Consider the following 21371-nt stretch of genomic DNA (forward strand, 5'->3'; position numbering starts at 1 on the left):
GCGCCGCGCCGCGCGCGCGGCCTGGGCGGCTGGCTGAACCGCTGGCCGTTCAAGGCCATCGTGGCCAACCGCGCGCGCAAGCAGATCGCCGCCAAGGATCCGCTGGGCCACTACCCCGCCGCGCCCGCCATCGTCGAGATCTGGGAAAAACACGGCGGCAACGCCCTGAAGGCGCCCGCGCTCATCGACGCCATCATCGCGTCCGGCACCGCCCGCAACCTGCTGCGGGTGTTCCGCCTGCAGGAGCGCCTGAAGGCCAACGGCAAACAGGCCGGCATCTCGCCCGCCCGCCATGTGCATGTGGTGGGCGCCGGCGTGATGGGCGGCGACATCGCCGCCTGGTGCGCGCTCAAGGGCATGACGGTCACGCTGCAGGACCAGGACATGGCGCGCATCGCGCCGGCCATCAAGCGCGCCGCCGACCTGTTCTCGCGCCGCCTGAAGGATCCCCGCCTGGCGCGCGCCGCGTTCGACCGCCTGGTCCCTGATCCGGCCGCCGGCGGCGTGCCGCTGGCCGATATCGTCATCGAGGCCATCAGCGAACAGCCCGAAGCCAAGCGCGCGCTGTACCAGTCCCTGGAACCCCGCATGAAGCCCGATGCGCTGCTGGCCACCAACACGTCCAGCCTGTCGCTGGAGACCTTGCGCGAGGGCCTGTCGCGTCCGGAACGCCTGGTGGGCATCCACTTCTTCAACCCGGTCGCCAAGATGCCGCTGGTCGAGGTCGTGCATGCAGAGGGCGATGGCGACGCCGCCCAGGCACGCGCCTGCGCCTTTGTCGGCCAGATTGACAAGCTGGCGCTGCCGGTCAAGAGCGCGCCCGGCTTCCTGGTGAACGCGGTGCTGGCGCCCTACATGCTGCAGGCCATGCGCAGCGTGGACGAAGGCGTCGCGCCTGAAACCGTGGACGCGGCCATGGTGGCCTTCGGCATGCCGATGGGACCGCTGGAACTGGCCGACACCGTGGGGCTGGATATCGCCCGCGCGGCGGGACAGGAGCTTGCCGGCGGCGCCGAGCCGCCCCGCTGCCTGGCGGAGCGCCTGGCGCGCAACGAACTGGGCAAGAAGAGCGGCAAGGGTTTCTATACCTGGCGCGATGGCAAGCCGGTCAGGCAGCGCGGGGCCGACGCAGCCAGCGCGCCCGCCGGCCTCGCGCAGCGCCTGATCCAGCCGCTCATCGACGCCACGCGGCAGCGCGTCGCCGCCGGCATCGTGGCCGATGCCGACCTGGCCGACGCGGGCGTGATTTTTGGGACGGGGTTTGCGCCATTCACGGGCGGCCCCCTGCATTACGAAGACGGCAGCACCTTGCAGCACCGCAGCACAGCGGCTCGCGCCGATTAGACCGGGCAACAGACTTCAAGACCGGCAGTGGAAGAGAGAGACACACATCCAATTCGAGGAGGCAGTACCATGCGCAGACGTTCATTGTCCCTGAGCACCTTGTCGGCCATCGTGGTCGGCCTGGGCGCATCCGCAACGTCCTACGCCGCCGGCTTTCAGCTTTTAGAGCAGAACGCCAGCGGCCTGGGCAACGCTTATGCAGGCTCGGCGGCAAATCCGGAGAATGCCAGCATCATGTATTTCAACCCGGCAGGCTTGACCTATCTGCCGGGCCTGAACTTCTCCGGCGGGGTAAACCTGATCAAGCCGTCGTTCAAGTTTTCCGACGACGGCAACAGCCGCAATCCCAGCGTTCCCGGCATCCCCGGCTCGGGCCTGAACGGTTCGGTGCCCACCGGCGGCAACGGCGGCGACGCGGGCAACCTGGGCGTCGTTCCCAACCTCTACGCCTCCTGGCAACTGAATGAGCAGTGGTACGTGGGCCTGGGCATCGGTGCCCCGTTCGGCCTGATGACCGAGTACGACGATGGCTGGGTGGGCCAGTACCACTCGAACAAGTTCGAGATCAAGACCATCAATGTCAACCCGACCGTCGCCTACAAGGTCAACGAAAAGTTCTCGATGGGCTTGGGCCTGAACTGGCAGCACATCGACGCGAACTACAAGAAAAAGACCGTGGTGCCCATTGCGGGCCTGCCCCTGGCCACCAACGGCGACGCGGACCTGAACCTGAAGGGCGATGCCTGGGGCTGGAACGTCGGCTTCATGCTGCAACCGACGGAAGACACGCGCATCGGCCTGTCGTACCGCTCGAAGATCAAGCACTCCGCCAAGGGCGATACCGACATCGACAACATTGGCCCCACCGGGCAGTCCGTGTCGTTCGACGCCAAGGCCAACGTCGACCTGCCCGACACGCTGATCCTGAGCGCCACGCATCAGCTCAACGAAAAATGGGAATTGCTGGGCGACGTGTCCTGGACGGGCTGGAGCAGCATCCCCGAGCTGAAGATCAAGAACTCGGGCCCGGGCGCGCGCGACGATCAGCTGCCGCTCAACTTCCGCGATACCTGGCGCGTCGCCGTGGGCGCGAACTACAAGTTCGCGCCGGCCTGGAAATGGAAGTTCGGCCTGGCGTTCGACCAGTCGCCGGTGCACGATGCCGCCGACCGCCCGACGTCCCTGCCCGACAACGACCGCTACTGGTTCTCGACCGGCGTGCAGTGGGCAGCCACCAAGAGCACCACGATCGACGTCGGCTACACCTACCTGTACCTGCGCAAGACGGACATCGACACCACGTCCGGCAGCCAGGCCACCAAGGGCCGTGTCGCGGGCACCTACGACAGCAGCGGCCACATCCTCGGCCTGCAGCTCTCGTCCCGCTTCTAGCCGTGAACGGGCAGGCGGCCGCCGCGCCGCCCGCCCGCTTTTTCAGGAGACTTCCTTGAGCAAGTTCGTCGTCAAACACGTCGCCGTCCTGGGCGCCGGCGTCATGGGCGCGCAGATCGCCGCCCACCTGGCCAATGCCGGCGTGCCCGTCACGCTGTTCGACCTGGCCGCCCCCGAAGGCGACCGCAACGGCACCGTCAAGAAAGCGCTGGCCGGCCTGAAGAAACTCGAGCCCGCGCCGCTGGCGGGCGCGTCCCGCATGGCGCTGATCACCCCCGCGAACTACGATGACCACCTTGAGCGCCTGCGCGGCTGCGACCTGGTCATCGAAGCGATCGCCGAGCGCATGGACTGGAAGACGGCGCTGTACGAGCGCATCGCGCCCCACGTCGCACCCGGCGCCATCATCGCCTCCAACACGTCCGGCCTGTCGATCGACGCGCTGGCCAACGCGCTGCCCGCCGCGCTGCGCGACCGCTTCTGCGGCATCCACTTCTTCAATCCGCCGCGCTACATGCGCCTGGTGGAAATCATCGCCACGCCGCATACGCAGGCGTCCGTGCTGGACCAGCTTGAAACGTGGCTGACGTCGGCCCTGGGCAAGGGCGTCATCCGCGCGCTGGACACGCCCAACTTCGTGGCCAACCGCATCGGCGTGTTCTCCATCCTGGCCGCCATGCACCACACGGCGCGCCTGGGCCTGGGCTTTGACGAGGTCGACGCGCTGACCGGCCCCAGGATCGGCCGGCCCAAGAGCGCCACGTACCGCACCGCCGACGTGGTCGGCCTGGATACGCTGGCCCACGTCGTGGGCACCATGGAAAAGAACCTGCCCGACGATCCCTGGCACAAGTACTTCGCGCTGCCCGAATGGCTGTCGGCGCTGATATCCAAGGGCGCGCTCGGCCAGAAGACCGGCGCGGGCGTCTACCGCAAACAGGGCCGCGAAATCCAGGTGCTGGACCTGAAAGCGCAGGACTACGTGCCCAGCGCGGGCAGGCTCGCCGACGAGGTCGGCGCGCTGCTCAAGGAGCGCGATCCGGCCAGGCGTTTCGCCGCGCTGCGCGCCAGCGAGCACCCGCAGGCGCAGTTCCTGTGGAGCCTGTTCCGCGACATCTTCCACTACAGCGCCGTGCAGCTCGAGCACGTCGCCGACAACGCCCGCGACCTGGACCTGGCCATGCGCTGGGGCTTCGGCTGGTCCCAAGGCCCCTTCGAAACCTGGCAGGCCGCCGGCTGGCAGGCGATCGCCGCCGCCGTGGCCGAAGACATCGCCGCCGGCCGCGCCATGAGCAGCGCTCCCCTGCCCGCGTGGGCACTGGAGCCCGCCCGCCAGGGCGTGCATGCCCCCGAAGGCTCTTACTCCGCGCGCACCGGCCAGCTCCACCCGCGCTCCACGCTGCCGGTGTACGCCCGCCAGCTGTTCCCCGAGCGCGTCGTCGGCGAAGCCCGCGACGACCGCGGCGTTACCCTCTGGGAAAACGAAGGCGTGCGCCTCTGGAACCTGCCGCGCGTGGACGCCGGCATCGCCATCCTTTCCGTCACCTCGAAGAACCACACGCTGGGCGCCGAAGTGCTGGAAGGCGTGCTGCAGGCGGTGGCCAAGGCCGAGCGCGAATTCGACGGGCTGGTCATCTGGCACGATGCGCCGTTCGCCGTGGGCGCGAACCTGCAGCAGGTGGTCGAGGCCTGCGCCGCCGGCCAATGGGAAATGCTGGAGGCCACGGTCGAAAAATTCCAGCGCGCCTCGCAGTCCTTCAAGTACGCGCACATTCCGACCGTCGCGGCGGTGCAGGGCATGGCGCTGGGCGGGGGTTGCGAATTCCTGATGCACGCTTCGCACCGGGTGCTGGCCCTGGAAAGCTACATTGGCCTGGTCGAGGCCGGCGTCGGGCTCATCCCGGCGGGCGGCGGCAGCAAGGAATTCGCCGCGCGCGCCGCGGCCCTGGCGGCCAAGACCGCGACGCCGGGCGAGGTCTTCCCCTACCTGCAACCCGTGTTCCAGACCATCGCCATGGCGCAGGTGGCCAAGAGCGGCCTGGAAGCCATCGAAGCCGGCTTCGGACGCGAGCAGGACATCGTGCTGTTCCACCCCGACGAACTGCTGTACGTCGCCATCGGCCAGGCCCGCGCCGCGGCCCAGGCCGGCTACACGCCGCCCGCGCGGCTGCGGGACATCCCCGTCGCGGGCCGCAACGGCATCGCCAACTTCGAGATGGTGCTGGTCAACATGCGCGAGGGCGGCATGATCAGCGTCCACGACTACCGCGTCGCGCGCAGCGCGGCGGTCGCGCTGTGCGGCGGCGAAGTGGATACCGGGACCAAGGTGGATGAGGAATGGCTGCTGGCCGTGGAGCGCAAGGAGTTCGTGGCGCTGCTGCGCACGCCGGAAACCCAGGCGCGCATCCGCCACACCCTGGAAACCGGCAAGCCGCTGCGGAATTAGGCCCCCCCGTGCGCCTGCGGCGCTTCCCCCAGGGGCGCGGACTGCGGACCGGCGGAGCCGGATCCGCGCCGCCCCGCTAGTGGGAGACCGTTTTGTGCGGGGAGTGGGTCGATACTTGCTATTGAACTTTTGAGGAAATGGATATGAGCACGCAGATCCAAGACGCCTACATTGTCGCCGCCACGCGGCTGCCGGTGGGCAAGCGCAACGGCGCCTATATCACCACCCGTCCCGACGACATGCTTGCCGCCGCGCTGAACGGTGCGCTGGCGCAGGCGCCGGGCCTGGATGCGGCGCGCATCGACGACGTGATCGCCGGCTGCGCCATGCCCGAGGCCGAACAGGGCATGAACGTGGCGCGCATCAGCCTGCTGCTGGCGGGCCTGCCGCAGAGCGTGGCGGGCGTGACCGTCAACCGCTTCTGCGCGTCGGGCCTGCAGGCGGTGGCGGACGCCGCCGCCCGCATCCGCACGGGTGAAGCCGACATCATGATCGGCGCGGGCACCGAATCCATGAGCGCCATGCCGCAGATCATGGGCAACAAGGTGTCGATGAACCCCGCCATCTTCGCCCATGAAGAAAACATCGGCATGGCCTTCGGCATGGGCCTTACGGGCGAAAAAGTCGCCGAGCGCTGGAAGGTGTCGCGCGAAGACCAGGACGCCTTTGCGCTGGCCTCTCACCAGAAGGCGTGCGCGGCGATCGCCGCGGGCCATTTCCGCGCCGAAACCACGCCCTTTGAGGTGGTGTCGCACCTGCCCGACGGCGCCAGCGGCGCGGTGCGGGTCGTGCGGCGCCTGGTCGAGGTGGACGAAGGTCCGCGCCCCGACAGCAGCGCCCAGGCGCTGGCGCGCCTGAAGCCGGTGTTCTCGACGCGCGGCAGCGTCACCGCGGGCAACAGCTCGCAGATGTCCGACGGCGCCGCCGCCGTGATCCTGGTGTCCGATCGCATCCTGCGCGAGTTCAACCTGAGCCCGCTTGCCCGTTTTGCTGGCTTCGCCGTCGCCGGCGTGCCGCCCGAGGTCATGGGCATCGGTCCCGTCGCCGCCATTCCCAAGGTGCTGGACCGCGCCGGCATTACCCAGGACGCGCTGGACTGGATCGAGCTCAACGAAGCCTTCGCCGCCCAGTCCCTGGCCGTCATCCGCGAGCTCAAGCTGGACCCCGCCAAGGTCAACCCGCTGGGCGGCGCCATTGCGCTGGGCCACCCGCTGGGCGCCACCGGCGCGATCCGCACCGCGACGCTCACGCACGGGCTGCGCCGGACCGGCGGCAAGTACGGCCTGGTCACCATGTGCATCGGCACGGGCATGGGCGCGGCCGGCCTGTTCGAGTCCATGTAGCCGGGACGGCGCGTAGCGTGAAGCCATACTGGTTCAAAAGCCTGTCGCCGCAATGGCGCGCGCGCCTGATGCGGGTGGGATTCAACCTGCATCCGGCCTTTCGCGCCACCGGCGGCCGGGTGATGCACGTGTCGCCGGACTTCCAGCACATCCGCATCAAGCTCCCGCTGCTGCGGCGCACCCGCAACATCGTGGGCTCCATGTATGGCGGCTCGCTGTTCGCCGTGACGGACGGAGCCCATCCGACGATGCTGATGTCCGCGCTGGGCGCGGACCACATCGTGTGGGACAAGGCGGCGTCCATCCGCTTTCGCAAGCCGGCGTATACGACGCTGTACGTGGACTTCCGCCTGCCTCCCGGTGAAATCGCTGAAATCCGCCGGATTCTCGCCAAAGACCACGAGACCACCCGCACGTACACGGTGGAACTGAAGGACAAGGACGACGTCGTCTACGCCGTCGTCGAACGCACGATCTACATCGCAGACAAAAAGTTCTACAAGCAGAAGAACACTGGAGGAGACAAATGCGTTGCATCCCCGGAGGGCGAACCGCCGCCCTGAGCGTGATCCTTGCGGCCAGCCTGGCGGGCGCGCCCGCCTTAGCCGCCGATGCCGAGGTCGCCGGCGTGCGCGTGCCCGAACACCTTTCCGAAGGCGGCCACGCGCTGGTGCTCAACGGCGCAGGGTTGCGCACGCGGTTCGTCGTGAAGGTCTACGTGGCGGCGCTGTACGTCACCGCCAGGACGAGCGACGCGGCGGCGCTGATCAACAGCACGGAACCGCGCCGCATGCGCCTGCAATTGCTGCGGGACGTCGACAGCAAGAGCCTGGACGGGACGCTGCAGGACGGTTTGCGCGACAATACGACTGCACAGGAGCTGGCCGCGCTGAAGGAACCCGCGCAGCGCCTGTCCGGCCTGATGGCCGAAATCGGCGCGGCGCGCGAAGGCGACGTCATCGACCTGGACTTCGATGCCCAAGGCGTCGCGATCGCCAGCAACGGCAAGCGGCGCGGCCGCATCGACGATCCCGCCTTCGCACGCGCCTTGCTGCGCGTCTGGCTGGGCGACAGCCCCGCGCAGGCCTCCCTGAAGAAAGCCCTCCTGGGCGGGTAGGCGACAACAAACCCTAGCGTCCTGAACGGAACCGCACGACATGGAACGAATCTGGCACAAGAGCTACCCCGACGGCGTGCCCGCTGAGATCGAGACCGATGGCGCGACGACCCTGGTATCCATCGTCCGGGAAAGCTGCCGGCGCTTCCCGGAAAAGACCGCCTACATCAGCATGGGCAAGGCTATCACCTACGCGGAACTCGACGCGCTGACGCGCAGCTTCGCCGCATGGCTGCACGCGAACGGCCTGGGCCGCGGCGACCGCGTCGCCCTGATGATGCCCAACCTGCTGCAGTACCCCATCTGCCTGTTCGGCGCCCTGCGCGCCGGCTGCATCGTCGTCAACTGCAACCCGCTCTACACCGCCCGCGAGCTCGAACACCAACTGGCCGATTCCGGCGCGCGCGCGATCGTGGTCGCCGACAACTTCGCGGCCACCCTGCAAAAGGCCTTGCCCGGCACGGCCATCGAGCACGTGCTGGTCACGTCCATCGGCGACATGCTGGGCCCGGTCAAGGGCCGCCTCGTGGACTTCGTGGTCCGCCGCGTCAAGCGCATGGTGCCTGCGTGGTCGCTGCCCGGCTCGCTGCGGCTGGCCCAGGCGCTGCGAGCCGGGCGCGATGCCGCGTTCACCGAGGTGCCGCTCACGCCTGATGACCTGGCGTTCCTGCAGTACACGGGCGGCACGACCGGCGTGGCCAAGGCGGCCATGCTGTCGCACGCCAACCTCGTGGCCAACGTGAGTCAGGCCTATGCCTGGGTCCGGCCGCTGGTCAAGGACGGCGAGGAATGCATCGTGACGGCGTTGCCGCTGTATCACATCTTCGCGCTCACGGCGAACTGCCTGACCTTCATGAAGATGGGCGCCAGCAACCTGCTCATCATCAATCCGCGCGACATCCCGGCCCTGGTCAAGGAAATGGGCAAGGTGCCGTTCTCCGCCTTCACGGGCGTGAACACGCTGTTTAACGCGCTGCTCAACCACCCCGATTTCGCCCGCCTGGATTTCTCGCGCCTGCGCCTGACCATGGGCGGGGGCATGGCCGTGCAGCGCTCGGTCGCGGACCGCTGGCGCGCGGTCACCGGGATATCGATCGCGCAGGCCTACGGCCTGACCGAGACATCCCCCGCGGTCACCATCAACCACCTGAACACCAAGGTCTTCACCGGCTCCATCGGCCTGCCCGTGCCGTCCACGGATCTCTCGATCCGCGACGACGAGGGGCGCGAACTGGGCATCGGCGAAAGCGGCGAAATCTGCGTGCGCGGCCCGCAAGTGACGCGGGGCTACTGGAACCGTCCCGACGAAACGGCGCTGGTCATGTATCCGGACGGTTTTCTGCGCACCGGCGACGTCGGCTACGTCGACGACACCGGCTACGTGTACCTGGTCGACCGCAAGAAGGACATGATCCTCGTGTCGGGCTTCAACGTCTATCCGAACGAGGTCGAGGACGTGGCCGCGCTGCACCCCGGCGTGCGGGAAGTGGCGGCCGTGGGCGTGCCCGACGAGCGCTCGGGCGAGGCGGTCAAGCTGTTCGTCATCCGCAAGGATCCCGCGCTGGACGCCGCAACGCTGATCGCCCATTGCCGCACGCAGCTGACGGGCTACAAGGTGCCGCGCTACATCGAGTTCCGCGACGACCTGCCGCGCACCAACGTGGGCAAGATCCTGCGGCGCGAACTCCGGCCGGATGCGCCCGGCGCGTCGGCGCCCGACGCATCGACGCCCGACGCATCGGCGCCCGTCGCATCGGAATCGCAGCCCGCGGCGCCGGCGTCGGCCAAGAACTGACCGGCCGCGGCCCATCGGCCGCGCCGATCCGCCCCTGGCGAGTGTGGCACGGGACCAACAGCCGCCGACCCGCGCCCGGCAACGACAGCCCGCCTCAAACCCCTGAAAACACTGGACATTCCCCTGCCAGCCCCGCGGCCGCGCCCATCCGCAGGGCTTTTTTTACATCTTCGAGCGGCCGGTGCTATTGGCTCCCGATATCAGCACAATTAATAATAATTATCGTTGTCATTTCTATACGTAACTGGCTGCCCTCTTCGAAGCCAGTGGGGAGATCTCTTGAAACGCCATCCTGACCAGGCCGCGCCGCGCGCGAGCCTCCGCCCCCGACTGCCCGCTGCCGCCGCCGCGCTGGCGGCCTGCCTGGGCGCGGCCGCTGCCCACGCGCAGACCGCGGAACAGCCCGCCACCCTGCCCGCCGTGCGGGTCACGGGAACCGGCGAAACCGCGACCGGGCCGGTCGACGGCTATGTCGCCACGCGCAGCGGCAGCGCCACCAAGACCGACACCCCGCTGTCCGAAACGCCGCAGGCGATCACGATCATCCCGCGCGACCAGATCATCGACCAGGGTGCGCAGAACGTTCAGGACACGATGAACTATGCGGCCGGGGTCCGCCCCAACGCCTACGGCGTGGACAACCGCGGCGATTACGTGCGGGTCCGCGGCGTGGAGCCGGTGCAGTACCTGGACGGCCTGCGCCAGTTCTTCAACTACAACAATCCGCGCACCGAGGTCTATGGACTGGAACGCGTTGAAGTGCTGCGCGGCCCATCCTCGATGCTCTACGGCCAGGGCAGCACGGGCGGCATCGTCAACCTGATCAGCAAGCGGCCGCAGGCCGAACAGCAGGGCGAGATCGGCGTGTTGCTGGGCAATTTCAACCGCCGCGAGGTGCAGGCGGACTTCACCGGCCCGCTGACCGAGGACGGCCAGTGGCTGTACCGCGTGGTGGGGGTGGCGCGCGACAGCGACACCCAGGTGCAGTATGCGCAGGACGACCGCCTGTTCCTGGCGCCGTCGCTCACGTGGCAGCCCAGCGCGGCCACGTCGCTGACCCTGCAGGCATCGTGGCAGAAGGACCGGTCCGGCACGACGCAGTCGTTCCTGCCCTGGAGCGGTTCCGTGGCGCACAACCCGAACGGCCAAATCCCCACGCGCCGCTTCGTCAGCGAACCCGGCTTCGACGCCTACGACACCGAGCAGTTCAACGTGGGCTGGCTGTTCGAGCACAAGTTCAACGACACCTGGAAATTCCGCCAGAGCTTGCGCAACACCGTCAGCAGCGTGGACTACAAGTCGCTCTATCCGAACGTGTACGGCGAGCGGCGCGGCGATTCCTACATCGACCCCGAACAGACCACCACCGACCGCTTCTACTACATCAATAAGCCGCGCATGCGCACCCTGCTGGCCGACCAGAACCTGGAAGGCAGGCTGAACTGGGGCCGCACGGAGCACACCGTCATCGTGGGCATGGACTATTCGCGCTACCGCGAAACCAGCAGCACCGCCAGCGGATTGGGTTCGCCGCTCAACCTGTACCACCCCGTCTACGGCAACGCGCCAGACTACGAACTGTCCGATACGCCGAAACAGCGGCAGCAGCAGCTGGGCTTCTACGCGCAGGACCAGATCACGTTCGACAAGAACTGGATCTTCCTGGCGGGCATCCGCCGCGACCGCGCCCAGAGCACGACGGACGGGCAGGACAAAGAGACCGACCAGGCCACCACCAAGCGCTTCGGCCTGATGTATGCGGCCGACAACGGCTGGTCGCCCTACGTGAGCTACAGCGAGTCGTTCACCCCGATCGCCGGCGCCGACTTCTACAACCAGCGCTGGAAGCCCATGCGCGGCAAACAATGGGAAGCCGGCGTGAAGTACATGCCCAAGGACGCCGACATGGAGTTCACGGCGGCCGCCTATGACCTGCGCGAAAGCAACCGCCAGACCAACGACCCCGAGAACCCCAACAACCAGATCCAGGCCGGCAAGACGCGCACGCGCGGCGTCGAACTGGAGATGCGCGGACGCGTCACCAAGGACGTGGACGTGATCGCCAACTACATCTACACCGACATCGATCCGCAGCTGGAAGGGATTCCCAAGCACATGGCGTCCCTGTGGGGCAAGTACCGCTTCGCCATCGCCAACCAGCCGGGCTTTGCCGTGGGCGCCGGGGTCCGCTTCCTGTCCAAGTTCCGCGACGGCGGCGCGCCGGAAACGCCTTCGGTCACCCTGTTCGACGCCATGGTCAGCTATTCGAACGGGCCGTGGCGCTATGCGCTGAACGTCAACAACATTGCGGACCGGACCTACGAAGTGGTCTGCCTGGACCGCGGCGACTGCTTCTACGGCGCCCGACGCACCGTGATGCTGAGCGGAGCCTACCGCTTCTGAGCTAGCCATGCGTCCCTGAATGCGGGACTCCAGCAGCACCGGTACCTGTACGTACAGCATGTACGTACAGGTGTACACTACGATTTTTCAACCGCCCGACAGACGCGCGCATGAACGTCTGCAACCCAGAAAAATCGTCCTGGAGACCCCGATAGTGTCGACCGCAACTACCCGCTCGCCCTTTTTTGGCACGATGCAGAAAATCCCCGGTGGATTGATGCTGGTGCCGCTGATCCTGGGTTCCCTGATCGGCACCTTCGCCCCCGATGCGCTGGCCATCGGCGGCTTCACCACCGCCCTCTTCAAGAACAGCGCCCTGCCGCTGATCGCGCTGCTCATCTTCGCGACCGGCACGCACGTCAATGCGCGCACCGGCGGCCCCATCCTGGCCACCGCGGGCACGATCCTGCTGATGAAGACCCTGGTGCCCGCCACCCTGATCATCATCCTGGGCAGCTACGTCGGCCTGGACGGGCTGTGGGGCGTGTCGATCCTGGCATTGCTCGCGGCCTTCGACAACAGCAACGGCGGCCTGTGGCTGGCCTACACCGGCCAGTACGGCGACGCCCGCGATCGCGGCGCCTACGTGGCCAGCGCGGTCAATGACGGCCCCTTCTTCAGCCTGCTGTTCCTGGGCGCGTCGGGCCTGGCCGACATCCCGATGATCGCCCTGGTGGCGGCGCTGGTGCCGTTCCTGCTGGGCGTGGTCGTGGGCAACCTGGACCCCAAGTGGCGCGACGTGCTCAAGCCCGTGCCGAATATCGTCATCCCGTTCTTCGCGTTCGCGCTGGGCACCGGCATCAACCTGGGCGCCGTGGTCGGCGGCGGCATCAGCGGCCTGATCCTGGGCCTGATCATCAGCCCCATCACCGGCGGCCTCGTCTACCTGGGCTACCGCATGATCCTGCGCCGCGGCGGCAAGAGCGGCCTGGGCTTCGCGGCCGGCACCACGGCTGGCAACGCCATCGCCACGCCCGCCGTCGTTGCCGCAGCCGACCCCAACTTCCAGCAATACGTGTCGACCGCCACCGCGCAGGTCGCCGCATGCGTGCTGATCAGTTCCATCCTGGCGCCCATGCTGGCATCCTGGTTCCTCAAGCGCGCCGGTGAGCTCAAGTCCGAGGACGCCGACGCCTCCGTCGCCCCGCCCCTGACCCAAGCCCGCGGAGAGGCCCTGTGAGACCCACCATCGCCATCGTCGCCGACGACCTGACCGGATCCGGCGACACCGCCGTGCAGTTCGTGCGCGCCGGATGGTGCACGCACCTGTCGATCGGCGGCGCCGACGAGGCCCTGGCCGGACCGGCCCACGACGGCGTCGAGGTGCTGGCCGTTACGACCAACAGCCGGGCGCTCAGCCCGGTCGATGCGGCCGAGGTCATCCGCAGCAACGTGCGCCAGCTTCGCGACGCAGGCGTGTCGCGCCTGTACAAGAAGGTGGATTCGACGCTGCGCGGCGCATTCAAGGCCGAGATCGATGCGGCGCGCGAAGCGTGGCGCGATGACGCGATCGCGGTGGTCTGCCCCGCGTTTCCGGCCACCGGCCGCACCGTCGAACAAGGCGTTCTTTATGTGAACGGCAAGCCGGTCACCGAGACCTCGGCGGCCACCGATCCGGTCACCCCCGTGACCGAAAGCCACATCCCCACCCTGCTTGGCTGCGCCCACGTGGCGCCGCTGGCCGATGACACGCCGGAAACGCTGGCCGCGCGCATCGCGCAGGCGGGCGGCGCCGTGGTGGTCGACGCCGCCACCGATGCCGACCTGGAACGGCTGGCGCGCGCCGTCGGCCTGTTGGGCGAGCGCGCCCTGCCCGTGGGCGCGGGCGGCCTGGCCGTGCCGCTTGCCCGCGTTTGGGCCGGCGCCGACCAGACCGCGCCGGTGGTGGTCGTGGTGACCTCGCAGCACAGCGCCGCCCGCGGGCAGGCCGCCGCGCTGCAGGCCGCCGGCGCCGACACCTGGAGCCCGTCGCTCGAGCAGCTTGCCGACGACGCGCAATGGCAGGCCTGGAGCCAGCCGCTGCTGCAGGCGCATGCCCAAGCCCCCCTCGAGGCGGGCACCATTCTGCTCTTGGCCCCCGAAGGCCAACGCGCGGGCCTGGATTCCGATACGGTCGCCGACCGGCTCGGCAGCCTCGCCGCGCAACTGATCGCCGCCTCGCGCGCGGCCGGCGTTGTCGCCACGGGCGGCGACGGCGCGCGCAGCGTGCTGCTGGCGCTGCAAGCCAACGGCATCGCGCTGGTGGATGAAGTGATGGGCGGCGTGCCCCTGGGCACGCTGACCGGGGGCACGGCCGCTGGCCTGCCCGTGGTGACCAAGGCCGGCGGCTTTGGCACCGAAGACGTACTGGTTCGCGCGGTGCGCGCGATCCGCGACAGGAGATTCAAGCGATGACACAAACCCTTTCCGCGAAGCTGCCCCTGCTGGCCGTGACCTTGGGCGACGTAGCGGGCATCGGGCCGGAAATCACGGCCAAGATGCTCATGGGCCACGACGAACTGCGCCAGAAGGCGCGCCTCTTTGTCGTTGGCGATGCCGACGTGATGGCCAATGCGGTGCGCAACCTGGGCGCCGATCCCGCCATCGTGCGCAAGATCGAACGTCCGGCCGACGCGACCAACACCCCGGGCCTGATCGAAGTGCTGCAGGCCGGCCCGTCGCTCGCGCACGTGAAGCTGGGCGAGATCAGCGCGGATGCCGGCGACGGCTCGGTGCGCTTCGTCACCACGGCCTGCGCCCTGGCGCGCGCCGGCGAGATCGACGGCATCGTCACCGCCCCGCTGAACAAGGCCGCCATGCACGCCGCCGGCCACAAGTGGCCCGGCCACACCGAACTGCTGGCGCATGAGTTCGGCGTCAAGACGTTCTCGCTGGTGCTGTCGGCCGGCGACCTCTACATCTTCCACGCCACGACGCACGTTTCGCTGCGCCAGGCCATCGAAGACGTGAACCCCGCCCGCATGCGCGCCGTCCTGCGCCTGGCCGGCTCGTTCGCCACCGCGCTGGGCCGCGCCGACGAACCCGTCGCCGTCGCGGGCCTGAACCCGCACGCCGGCGAGAACGGCATCTTCGGCAGCGAAGACGCCGACATCCTGGCGCCCGCCGTGGCGGAAGCCAACGCCGCCGGCATCCTGGCCGCGGGTCCCATCCCGGCCGACGCGCTGTTCCCGCAGGCCGTGCGCGGCAAGTGGAAGTTCGTGATCGCCTGTTACCACGACCAGGGCCACGCGCCCTTCAAGTCCGTGTACGGCGACGACGGCGTGAACATCACGGTGGGCCTGCCGGTCGTGCGCGTGTCCGTGGACCACGGCACCGCCTTCGACATCGCCGGCAAGGGCATCGCCCGCGAAGACAGCCTGATCCTGGCCGCCGAGCGCGCCGCGCATCTGGCCCCTGGCTGGACGCATGTATGGGAAACTGCGCGGGCACAAACCGGAGGTTGATTCCCATGGCGCCCGCCACGCACGACGCATTGCCCGTTCTTGACCGTTCCGGCGATATCCCGCTGCACGCCCAGGTGGCGACCCTGCTGCGCGGATACATCCGCACGAACAAGCTCGCGGCCGGCGCCGTGCTGCCCAGCGAAGCCGCGCTGTGCGAACGCTTCGGCGTGGCGCGCAGCGTGGTGCGCCAGGCCCTGGCGGCCCTGGCCGCCGAAGGCCTGATCCAGCGCGAGACGGGACGCCCCGCCACCGTGGCCGCGCCCCAGGAACACCGCAGGCTCGTGCAGCGGTCCACCGGCCTGTACGAGCAGTTCGCCCAGTCGGGCGTGTCCCTGCAAACGCGCGTGCTGGCCCTGGGCCCCGCCGAACCGCCCGCCGACGTGGCCGAGTTCTTCGGCACCTCCCGCCTGCTGATGCTGGAACGCCTGCGCCACGTGGCCGACGCGCCGCTGGCCTATGTGCGCACCTGGCTGCCCGCCGATGCCGTGCCGGGCCTGCGCGCCGAACACCTGGTCGACGCGTCCCTGCATGGCGTGCTGACCCGCCAGTTCGGCCTGCGCCCCGGCGCCGGCCGCAACCAGATCCGCGCGGTGGCCGCCGACGCCAAGCTGGCCGGTCTGCTGGACACGGCGCCCGGCACGCCTCTGCTGATGCTGCAGGGCCAGGGCATGGACCAGCATGGCAAGCCGCTGGAATGGTTCACCACCTGGCACCGCGCCGAACAACTGGTGTTCGACGTGGACGTCAGCATGGGCCACGAAAGCGTGCAGCCGCGGCTGCACGACGCGCCCCCCAAGACCGATGCCGCGCCCGACGGGCACGATCCCTTGGCCCGCGCCCAGGCCCTGGTGGCCGAGCTTTCCGCCGAACTGGCCAGGTTGCGCGGGCAGTCCTGAAGGGCTCGCCGCGCGGTCAGGACGCCGCAGGCTCATTTTGCGCGGCCTGCCACCGCGCCAGGACCCGATCGCAGATCGCCGGCGCTTCTCCGATGTAGCCGGCGGGATCGCCAAGACGATCCAGTTCATCGTCGCCCAGCAGCCCGCGCGTGTCCGCATCGCCTTCCAGGACTTCCCGCACCGCCTTCTTCAACGGCCAGTTCCTGCCGACCGCCTCGCGCGACGCCCGCTCGATCAATTCATGCGCCCGCAAGCGGCCGATGCGGGCGCCCAGCGCCAGCGCGTAGGCCTCGGCAAGGACAAGGCCATCGGTGGCATCCAGGTTCTGCGACATCCGCCGCGGATTCACTTCCAGCCCCTCCAGCACGCCGGCCAGGTGGCGCAATGCGCCGCCGGCCAGCGCGGCGATCTGCGGCAGCACGTCCCATTCGGCCTGCCAGCCGCCCAGCGCGCGCTCGTGCTCCTGAACCATGCCCGACAGCATCGTCGACACCAGGGGTGGAATGCGGACCGCAGCCGCGAGGATGGCGGCGCAGCCCACCGGGTTGCGCTTGTGCGGCATGGTGCTGGACCCGCCCCGCCCCGGCGCGGCGGGTTCGCTCAGTTCCCCGATCTCGGTCTGCGCCATCAGCGATATGTCGCGGGCGATCTTGCCCATCGTTCCGGCCAGCACGCCCAGCGTCGCCGCAAGGTTCGCAAGCCGGTCGCGATGCGTGTGCCAGGCCATGGCGGGCAGCGCCAGCCCGAGTTCGCCGGCCAGCGTGCGCGCGACGCAGGGCGCGGCAGGCCCCAGGCTGGCCAGAGTGCCCGCGGCGCCGCCGAATTGCAGCAGCGCCATCTGCGCCGCGTCCTGCAGCAGGCGCTGCCGGCTGCGCTCCAACGCTTCCAGCCAGCCCGCGGTCTTGACGCCGAAGGTGGTCGGCAGCGCATGTTGCAGCCACGTGCGGCCCACCATCACGGTATCCCGGTGCGCAGCCGTCAGCGCCGCGCATGCCTGGACGGCGCGTTTCAGGTCCTGATCCAGCCTTGCGGCGGCCTGCCGGATCTGCAGCACCAGCGCGGTGTCCATGATGTCCTGGCTGGTCGCGCCCCAATGCACGTAGCGGGCCGCGTCGGCGTCTGCCTGCGCCACCGCCGCGGTCAACTGCTTCACGAACGGAATGGCGATGTTGCCCGCGGATGCCGCGGCGGTCTCGATCGCGTCCAGGTCCACGATGGCGGCGATATCGTCGCCATGGCAGACATCATGGATGATCCGCGCCGCATCCGCGGGAATGACGCCGCATTGCGCCTGCGCCCTTGCCAGGGCGGCCTCGACGACCAGCATTTGCCGGACGGTGCCCTCGCCGGAAAACAGCGACAGGATCAACGCGTCGGCGTAGATGGTTTCGGACAGTCCAGATTGGCTGCTCATGGTTGCAGGCTCCGCAAGTCGCGATCAGATGTCGAAAAACACGGTCTCGCCCGGCCCCTGCAGGACGATGTCCCAGCGCAGCGCGCCGCTGTCGCCCATCTGCGCCACCAACGTGCCGCGCCGGCCGGCGGGAACCTTGGACAGGATCCAGTCCCGCTCATTGGCCGCTGCCTCGTCAGGAAAGTACATGCGTGTCGAAAGATGCTTGAGCAGGCCGCGCATGAAAACGGAAACGACCAGATGAGGCGCCTGCAGCTGGCCGTCGGGCGCCGGCACACCGCCCGGCTTGATGGTGGTGAAGCGGAACCCGCCGTCCGCCTCCGTGGGCACGCGGCCAAAGCCGGTGAAGGCGTCCCGCTGCGCGCCGCCGGCCTCGAACCGGGGATCGTCCGGATGCCGGTACACGCCGCGCGCATCGGCCTGCCATATCTCGACCAGGCCGTCGGGCACCGGGTTGCCCTCGCCATCGATAACACGTCCTTCGATCACGACGTGCGCCGCGCCCGCATCCGCACGGCCGCCGGTGAGGTCTGCGCGGTTCAGTCCGGACAGGCCGATATGGAGATAGGGGCCGACGGTCTGGGAACTGGTGGGATAGAGCATGCGTTACTCCATGGGGGTGGCGTTGCGGCCGCGCAGGACGATATCGAAGCGATAGCCCAGCGCGTATTCGGGAACGGTCGTCTCCCAGTCCAGGGCGGCGATCAGGCGGTTGCGCGCCTTGGCGTCCGGCACGCATTGGAAGATGGGATCGAATTCCAGCAGCGGGTCGCCGGGGAAGTACATCTGCGTGACCAGGCGCGTGGCATAGGCGCGGCCGAACAGCGAAAAGTGGATGTGCTGCGGGCGCCATCCGTTGTAATGGTTGCCCCAGGGATACGCGCCCGGCTTGATCGTCTTGAACTGGTAGCGGCCCTGCGCGTCGGTGACGGTCCGGCCTTCGCCGCTGAAATTGGGATCCAGCGGCGCGTCGTGCTGATCGCGCTTGTGCAGGTAGCGGCCCGCGGCGTTGGCCTGCCAGATTTCGATCAGCGCGTCCGGCACCGGCCGGCCGTTCTCGTCCAGCACGCGTCCCGACACGATGATGCGTTCGCCGATGGCCTCGGCGCCGGCCACGCGCGACAGGTCGTTGTCGCCGTTTCTGACGAACTCGGCGCCGAACGCCGGCCCGGTGATCTCAGACAGGGTCTGCGGCACGACGATCAGCGGCTCGTTGGGCGAGCGCAGCCGGGTGGATCCGTAGGGATCGAAACGATAGCCGGGCTGGGTGTCCCAGAACGGCCGCCGGTATTGGGCAAGATTGGACATTGCAGACAATCTCCTGTGAGGCGGCGGGGGGGGGGGGGGCGCACCCCCGGGCGCCAAAAGCGCGGGGGGGGGGAGCGGTGGCGCCGTGGGGGGGGCCCCCCGCCCGCCGGCGCGAACATGCGCGGTCGGCTATCCGCCGAACCAGCGCGCGGGAACGATCACCAGGGCCGGGAAGACCACCATCAGGAACATGATCAGGAATTCGGCCGCCATGAACGGCATGACGCCGCGCGTGACGTCGTCCATCTTCATCTTCCCGACCCCCGCCACCACGTTGAGCACGGTGCCCACGGGCGGCGTGACCAGCCCTATCGAATTGTTGATGATGAACAGCACGCCGAAGTACACGGGGTCGATGCCCGCCGCGCGCACCAGCGGCATCAGCACGGGCGTCAGGATCAGGATGGTGGGCGTCATGTCCATGGCCGTGCCGACCACCATAACCAGGATCATGATGGCCGCCATCAGCAGGATCTTGTTGCCCATGAACGGCTGCAGCATGTCCACGACCTTGGCGGGCAGGTCGGCCACCGTGATCAGCCAGGCGCTGACCATGGCCGCGGCGATCAGGAACATGACGATGGCGCTGGTCTTGGCGGCCGACACGAACACCGCATACAGCTGATTGAGCTTGAGCTCGCGGTAAACCAGCGTGGACACCAGCAACGCATAGGTGGCGGCGACGACCGCGGCTTCGGTGGGCGTGAAGACGCCCATGCGCAGGCCCACCAGGATGATGACCGGCAGCATGAGCGCCCACAGCGCCTTGCGGAACGCCGCGGCGATTTCCTGCGGCGACTTGCGGGGCGGCGGCACGATCTTTTCGCGCCGGACCAGCCAGGCCCAGGTCAGCCACAAGGCCCCGCCGATCATCAGGCCGGGCGCGATGGCCGCCATGAACAGCTTGGAAATGGACACGTTGGCTGCCACGCCGAAGATGACCAGGCCGATGCTGGGCGGTATGACGGGCCCGATCACGCCGGTGGCGGCGATCAGCCCCCCCGCAGTCTGCTTCTTGTGGCCGGCGCTGACCATCATGGGCAGCAGCAGCGCGGTCAGCGCCGCGGCGTCCGCCACCGCGGAACCGGACAGGGCCGACAACAGGCACCCCGCCATGATGGTGACGTAGCCCAGCCCGCCCTTGACATGCCCGACCAGGGCCAGCGCCAGGTCCACGATGCGGCGGGACAGGCCGCCCACGTTCATGATCTCCCCGGCCAGCATGAAGAACGGCACGGCCAGCAGCGGGAAGCTGTCCGCGCCGCCGATGACGTTCTGCGCCAGGATCTGCGCATCGAAGATGTCCAGGTGCCACATGAGCGCGACGCCGCTGGCCAGCAGCGCAAAGGCGATCGGCACGCCCAGCGCCATGACGCCCAGCAGCGATCCGATGAAGACGGCGATCGTCATGCGCTTCTCCTTGGCGCGCCATTGCCCGCATCTTCCAGGATCTGCTTGAGCTGCACCGCCTCTTCCGATTCCTGGACCATGATCAGGTCCTGTTCACCCAGCTTGCCCGCCAGGACACGGTACAGGTCCATGGCGATGATCAGGCCCGCCATGACCGAGAACACCAGCCCGGACGCATAGACGATGGCCATCGGCAGGCCGCTCACGGGCGCGCTGACGTCCGCGTTGATCACGGCCTGGTCCCAGCTGCCCTTGAACATCAGGCCCACGATGTAGAGCATGAGGATCTGGCCCAGCACCAGGCAGATCTTCTTGCCGGCCGTCGGCAGCTTGGCCACGACCATGTCCATGCCCAGGTGACCGCGTTCCTTGAGGGCGATGACGGCCCCCAGGAAGGTCAGCCAGATGAACATCCAGCGGGACAATTCTTCCGACAGCGTGATGCCCGAATTGAAGCCGTAGCGCGCGACGACGTTGCCGAACACCAGCACCACCATCGCCGCCAGCAGCAGGGCGATGGCGAACTCCAGCACGCGGCAGACCGCTGCGATGAATCTGTCTATGACGACCATGGCCAGGCCCCTTTTGGATTCGGATGAAGGACCGGCCGCCTCATGCCTTGGCGTCTCGCAGGATGTCCACCAGGCCGCGCAGGGCCATCAGGTAGGAGTGCGGCCCCAGGCCCTGCACCGTGCCGCGCACCGCCGGCGAGATGATCGAATGGGCCCGCCAGGCCTCGCGCGCGGCGATGTTCGACATGTGCACTTCAAGCGTCGGGAAGGGCATGGCCTTGATGGCGTCGTGCAGGGGCACGCCGTGCTGGGTCAGGCCGGCGGGATTGACCAGCGCGCCCTGCGCGGAATCGATGTTCTCGTGCAGGAAGTCGATCAGCGCCCCCTCGTGGTTCGATTGCAGCGTCGACAGCTGGACGCCCAGTTCGGCGGCCAGCGCGGCCAGGCGCTGGTTGATCTCCGCCAGCGTCGTGGTGCCGTAGATGTGCGGCTCGCGGCGGCCGAACAGATTGAGGTTGGGGCCGTGCAGGACAAGAATCTTCATGGTG

The 21371-nt window shown here is 68.6% G+C and carries 18 protein-coding genes; 12 read left to right on the forward strand and 6 right to left on the reverse strand.

All coding sequences use genetic code 11. The features are described 5' to 3' along the window. The 12 genes from ABE485_RS19205 to ABE485_RS19260 form a co-directional block, all read left to right on the forward strand. A partial coding sequence (locus ABE485_RS19205) for a 3-hydroxyacyl-CoA dehydrogenase family protein (protein WP_346516858.1) occupies positions 1-1344 on the forward strand: 1344 nt, incomplete at its 5' end. Between the two features lie 69 nt (positions 1345-1413). After that, a complete protein-coding gene (locus ABE485_RS19210) occupies positions 1414-2736 on the forward strand; it encodes an OmpP1/FadL family transporter (protein WP_346516859.1) in 1323 nt (440 codons plus the stop codon). Between the two features lie 55 nt (positions 2737-2791). After that, entirely contained in the window at positions 2792-5182 is a 2391-nt protein-coding gene (locus tag ABE485_RS19215; RefSeq protein ID WP_346516860.1) for a 3-hydroxyacyl-CoA dehydrogenase/enoyl-CoA hydratase family protein, read from the forward strand. 143 nt (positions 5183-5325) lie between these two features. After that, the gene (locus tag ABE485_RS19220) at positions 5326-6525 is read left to right on the forward strand and encodes an acetyl-CoA C-acyltransferase (RefSeq protein WP_346516861.1); all 1200 of its coding nucleotides are present in this window, start codon (positions 5326-5328) and stop codon (positions 6523-6525) included. 17 nt (positions 6526-6542) lie between these two features. Next, positions 6543-7088, forward strand: a complete 546-nt coding sequence (locus ABE485_RS19225) for a DUF4442 domain-containing protein (protein ID WP_346516862.1) — start codon at positions 6543-6545, stop codon at positions 7086-7088. Beyond that, on the forward strand, positions 7052-7642 hold the full coding sequence (locus tag ABE485_RS19230) for a chalcone isomerase family protein (protein ID WP_346516863.1): 591 nt from the start codon (positions 7052-7054) through the stop codon (positions 7640-7642). Before ABE485_RS19225 ends, ABE485_RS19230 begins: the two co-directional genes overlap by 37 nt. Before the next feature lie 40 nt (positions 7643-7682). Then, positions 7683-9437, forward strand: a complete 1755-nt coding sequence (locus ABE485_RS19235; RefSeq protein ID WP_346516864.1) for a long-chain-fatty-acid--CoA ligase — start codon at positions 7683-7685, stop codon at positions 9435-9437. Positions 9438-9716: 279 nt separating this feature from the next. Then, complete coding sequence (locus tag ABE485_RS19240; protein WP_430795444.1) at positions 9717-11840, forward strand: TonB-dependent siderophore receptor; 2124 nt, start codon at positions 9717-9719, stop codon at positions 11838-11840. Positions 11841-12033: 193 nt separating this feature from the next. Then, positions 12034-13020 carry a 2-keto-3-deoxygluconate permease gene (locus ABE485_RS19245; protein ID WP_430795446.1) on the forward strand — a complete coding sequence of 329 codons (987 nt, stop codon included), beginning with the start codon at positions 12034-12036 and terminating at the stop codon, positions 13018-13020. Further along, the gene (gene dtnK / locus ABE485_RS19250; protein ID WP_346516866.1) at positions 13017-14234 is read left to right on the forward strand and encodes a D-threonate kinase; all 1218 of its coding nucleotides are present in this window, start codon (positions 13017-13019) and stop codon (positions 14232-14234) included. The genes ABE485_RS19245 and dtnK overlap by 4 nt, the downstream gene beginning before the upstream one ends. Then, entirely contained in the window at positions 14231-15283 is a 1053-nt protein-coding gene (gene pdxA / locus ABE485_RS19255; RefSeq protein WP_346516867.1) for a 4-hydroxythreonine-4-phosphate dehydrogenase PdxA, read from the forward strand. Before dtnK ends, pdxA begins: the two co-directional genes overlap by 4 nt. Positions 15284-15288: 5 nt before the next feature. After that, positions 15289-16179, forward strand: coding sequence for a GntR family transcriptional regulator (locus ABE485_RS19260; protein ID WP_346516868.1), 891 nt, complete (start codon positions 15289-15291; stop codon positions 16177-16179). 16 nt (positions 16180-16195) lie between these two features. Here ABE485_RS19260 and ABE485_RS19265 read toward each other — a convergent pair whose 3' ends face one another. The 6 genes from ABE485_RS19265 to ABE485_RS19290 form a co-directional block, all read right to left on the reverse strand. Further along, positions 16196-17593, reverse strand: a complete 1398-nt coding sequence (locus ABE485_RS19265) for a 3-carboxy-cis,cis-muconate cycloisomerase (RefSeq protein ID WP_346516869.1) — start codon at positions 17591-17593, stop codon at positions 16196-16198. A 24-nt stretch (positions 17594-17617) separates the two neighbouring features. Next, positions 17618-18196, reverse strand: coding sequence for a protocatechuate 3,4-dioxygenase subunit alpha (pcaG, locus tag ABE485_RS19270; protein ID WP_346516870.1), 579 nt, complete (start codon positions 18194-18196; stop codon positions 17618-17620). Positions 18197-18199: 3 nt separating this feature from the next. Further along, positions 18200-18901 (reverse strand): protocatechuate 3,4-dioxygenase subunit beta, encoded by a 702-nt coding sequence (gene pcaH / locus ABE485_RS19275; protein ID WP_346516871.1) that lies wholly within the window; start codon positions 18899-18901, stop codon positions 18200-18202. Positions 18902-19030: 129 nt separating this feature from the next. Then, the gene (locus tag ABE485_RS19280; protein ID WP_346516872.1) at positions 19031-20311 is read right to left on the reverse strand and encodes a TRAP transporter large permease subunit; all 1281 of its coding nucleotides are present in this window, start codon (positions 20309-20311) and stop codon (positions 19031-19033) included. Then, positions 20308-20874, reverse strand: a complete 567-nt coding sequence (locus tag ABE485_RS19285; protein WP_430795447.1) for a TRAP transporter small permease — start codon at positions 20872-20874, stop codon at positions 20308-20310. The genes ABE485_RS19280 and ABE485_RS19285 overlap by 4 nt, the downstream gene beginning before the upstream one ends. Positions 20875-20923: 49 nt before the next feature. Then, positions 20924-21367 (reverse strand): type II 3-dehydroquinate dehydratase, encoded by a 444-nt coding sequence (locus tag ABE485_RS19290; protein ID WP_346516874.1) that lies wholly within the window; start codon positions 21365-21367, stop codon positions 20924-20926. Between the last annotated feature and the right edge of the window lie 4 nt (positions 21368-21371).

This window comes from Achromobacter spanius, assembly GCF_039673305.1.
In the GTDB taxonomy this organism is placed as follows: domain Bacteria; phylum Pseudomonadota; class Gammaproteobacteria; order Burkholderiales; family Burkholderiaceae_B; genus Achromobacter; species Achromobacter spanius_F.